This is a genomic window from Micromonospora sp. MP36 (assembly GCF_008119785.1).
In the GTDB taxonomy this organism is placed as follows: Bacteria; Actinomycetota; Actinomycetes; order Mycobacteriales; family Micromonosporaceae; genus Micromonospora.
Map to the genome: position 1 here is coordinate 1 of NZ_VSFA01000232.1, position 2740 is coordinate 2740.

The following is a 2740-nucleotide window of genomic DNA, read 5'->3' on the forward strand; positions in this document are numbered from 1 at the left end:
AGTGCTCCTTGCCGTTAATTCGTCGGGGGTCACACGGCGGTTGGCACGGGTGCGTGGGTGGCGAGGCGTTTGAGGGTGGCATCGAGGTCCTTCTTGGTGTAGCGCCAGTTGAACGGCCTGGCGGCGAGGTTGTAGTGGTCGTGGAACGCGTCGAGGCGGTTCTCGATGTCGGCGAGGTCGTGGAAGTCGTTGGGCGTGACGACCTTGCGCTGCACCACGGAGAAGTAGATCTCCACCTGGTTCAACCAGCTGGCGTGCAGCGGTGTGTGCACGATGGTGGCGGTGGGCCATGCGGCGGCCATGCGGTCGATGGAGGCCTGTCCGCGATGGGAGGAGCCGTTGTCGACGATCCAGAACACCCTGCTCGCTGAGGCGTAGGGTTCGCGGGTCATGACCTGCTCGACCAGCCGCGCGAACGGGGCGATGCCGGTCGTAGGCTCGCAGCGGCCGTGGACCTTGCCGCAGTGCACGTCGAGTGCGGCCAGGTAGGCCAGGGCTCCGCCGCGGTCGTATTCGTGCTCGACGCGCATCAGCCGGGACCGGCCCGGTGGCAGGGTCGGGTGGCAGCGGCAGCGTGCCTGGATCGACGTCTTCTCGTCCGCACTGATCACGAACTCGTCGTCTGCGAGTGGCCGACCCTGCCAGATACGCGAGTAAAGGTCGAGCACAACATCGGCCTTGGTGGCGAAGTCCGGGTCACGCGGGAAGATCCACGACCGGTGCCGCCAGGGCTTGATCGCGTCGGCGGCCAGCCACCGGGCCACGGTGGAGGCAGAGATGTCGGCAACGATCCCGGCGGTGACCGCCTCGCCGGCCAGATCGGCCGCGCTCCAGCGCGACAGCGGCACCCCGCGGTCGGCCGGAAGCTCACACGCCAGGGCCTTGACCTGCACCTGCTGCACCGCGGTGAACGTCGATGGCCGGCCCGGCCGGTCCGCGTCGGCCAGGCCCGCCAACCGGTGGGCCCAGAACCGCCGCCGCCACTTACGCACCGTGTCCACGTGCACCCCGTGGAGTGCCGCGTTCGCGGTGTTCGTGGCGCCACCTGCAGCGGCCAGCACGATCCGCGCCCGCACCACCAGCCGGTACTCGGCGGTAGATCCGCGCGCCAACGTCTGCAGCGCGCCGTGTTCATCGGGATCGAGCACGATCAGGTACGGGCTTGTCGGGGGCATCGGCACGTTCTGCCACCCCGAACACGCAGTTCCCACACCGACACGCCGCAGCGATTGCGGCAATATGGCTGTCGTGGCCAAGCCTCCGCCCGAGTCGACCAAGACCTCTCTACGCCAACGCCTGTCCGCACACGCCCGCAACCGCTGGCCCGCCCTGACCGCGGTGTCGGTGCGCTACCGCGGCGTGTTCGCCTACGTCGACGGCCGCCTGCCCGACGGCACCACCCTGCCCCTGTTCCGGCTGCGCTACGGCGGCTACGCCAACCAGTGGGGCTTCGCAATCTACCTGGCCAGCAAAGACGGATACGAAGACTCGTTCCTACCCAGCGGCCACACCGCCGGCACCGCCGAGGAAGCCCTCGACTGCGCCTGCGGCCTCTACCTCAACGACCCCACCGCCTGGACCCAACCCCCGACGAATTAACGCCGAGCGGCACTAAGCTGATCAGGGACGCTCACGGCATACCTCGACAGCAACCCGTGGATTAAGCGCCCGTGGGAACGCGCGACCAGCTGACCGCCGCACACAGCGGCAAATGAGTATGTGCGCACCGTGACGCCGGGCAGGATGTACGACGTGATCGAGTTCTTGATCCGAACCCGTGGCGGTCACGAGTGGCCGGCGATACACCGGGGCCGGATGCCTCACGTGCTGACGCCGGCTGGTTGGGATTGCGTCGGCGTATCCGGATGCGGATGCGACTACCGGCTGCGGTGCGGTGACACCGAGGTCTCCTTCTCCGGTGAGCCCGTCGGCTGGGAAGTCTCGTTCGAGGGGCCGATGCCCAAGGACGTGGCAACGCGATTGGTCATCGCCGTCGCCGCCCAGATCGAGCAGGAGACCAACCAATCGATCGAGTGGATCCAGATCGACTCGTAAGAGCACTGCGGTACGTGACGGCACACCGCACGCGATCGGCGGCATGAGCGGATGTTCGCGCCGATCGCCGTTAGATTCGTGCTCGTGGGCACCGAGGGGTGGTTCTGGATCAGGACCGTTGGAGCGCGGCGGGACGGCGACCCTCGTGATGGCGAACTGCACCAGTCGACTCGCGAAGGTGCCACGTTCGCGGCCACTCAGGCGAGACAGAACTCGTTGCCCTCGATGTCCTGCATCACGAGGCACGACTCGTTGTCGTCATCGGCAGGCAGTAGTCGCACGCGTACCGCGCCGAGCGCGACCAGTCGTGCGCATTCGGCCTCAAGTGCGGCCAGGCGCTCTTCACCCACGAGCCCGGTGCCGACCCGTACGTCAAGATGCACCCGATTCTTGACGACCTTGCCTTCGGGAACGCGCTGGAAGTACAGTCGCGGACCCACACCTGAGGGATCACTGCAGGCGAACGCTGAACCCTGACGCTCAGGCGGCAGCGCGCGATCGAAATCGCCCCAACTAGCAAACCCCTCCGGTGGCGGCGGTACGACATACCCCAACACCTCGCACCAGAAGCGAGCGACGCGCTCAGGATCTGCGCAATCGAAGGTGACTTGGATCTGCTTGACCGACGCCATCGGCCCACCATAGAGGCAGGGTCTTTCGTCGCCTCCACGGGCCCGCCCCTGGC

4 protein-coding genes are annotated in these 2740 nt (G+C 67.3%); 2 read left to right on the forward strand and 2 right to left on the reverse strand.

What is annotated here, in order from left to right; translation table 11 throughout:
• Positions 1-29 precede the first annotated feature (29 nt).
• A complete protein-coding gene (locus FXF52_RS40820) occupies positions 30-1175 on the reverse strand; it encodes an IS630 family transposase (RefSeq protein ID WP_222870958.1) in 1146 nt (381 codons plus the stop codon).
• Positions 1176-1248: 73 nt separating this feature from the next.
• On the opposite strand from FXF52_RS40820, the gene FXF52_RS40825 reads away from it, so the two are divergent.
• Together FXF52_RS40825 and FXF52_RS40830 are read left to right on the forward strand one after the other, a co-directional pair.
• Positions 1249-1599, forward strand: coding sequence for a hypothetical protein (locus FXF52_RS40825; protein ID WP_255472937.1), 351 nt, complete (start codon positions 1249-1251; stop codon positions 1597-1599).
• A gap of 144 nt (positions 1600-1743) precedes the next feature.
• Entirely contained in the window at positions 1744-2055 is a 312-nt protein-coding gene (locus tag FXF52_RS40830) for a hypothetical protein (protein WP_187414027.1), read from the forward strand.
• 197 nt (positions 2056-2252) lie between these two features.
• On the opposite strand, the gene FXF52_RS40835 is transcribed toward FXF52_RS40830, so the two are convergent.
• Complete coding sequence (locus tag FXF52_RS40835; RefSeq protein ID WP_148804985.1) at positions 2253-2687, reverse strand: VOC family protein; 435 nt, start codon at positions 2685-2687, stop codon at positions 2253-2255.
• Positions 2688-2740 lie beyond the last annotated feature (53 nt).

Excerpts from the sequence above, each read along its gene's own strand:
- FXF52_RS40835 (WP_148804985.1), bottom strand. The coding sequence starts at position 2,687 with ATGGCGTCGGTCAAGCAGATCCAAGTCACCTTCGATTGCGCAGATCCT.
- FXF52_RS40820 (WP_222870958.1), bottom strand. The coding sequence starts at position 1,175 with ATGCCCCCGACAAGCCCGTACCTGATCGTGCTCGATCCCGATGAACAC.
- FXF52_RS40830 (WP_187414027.1), top strand. The coding sequence starts at position 1,744 with ATGTACGACGTGATCGAGTTCTTGATCCGAACCCGTGGCGGTCACGAG.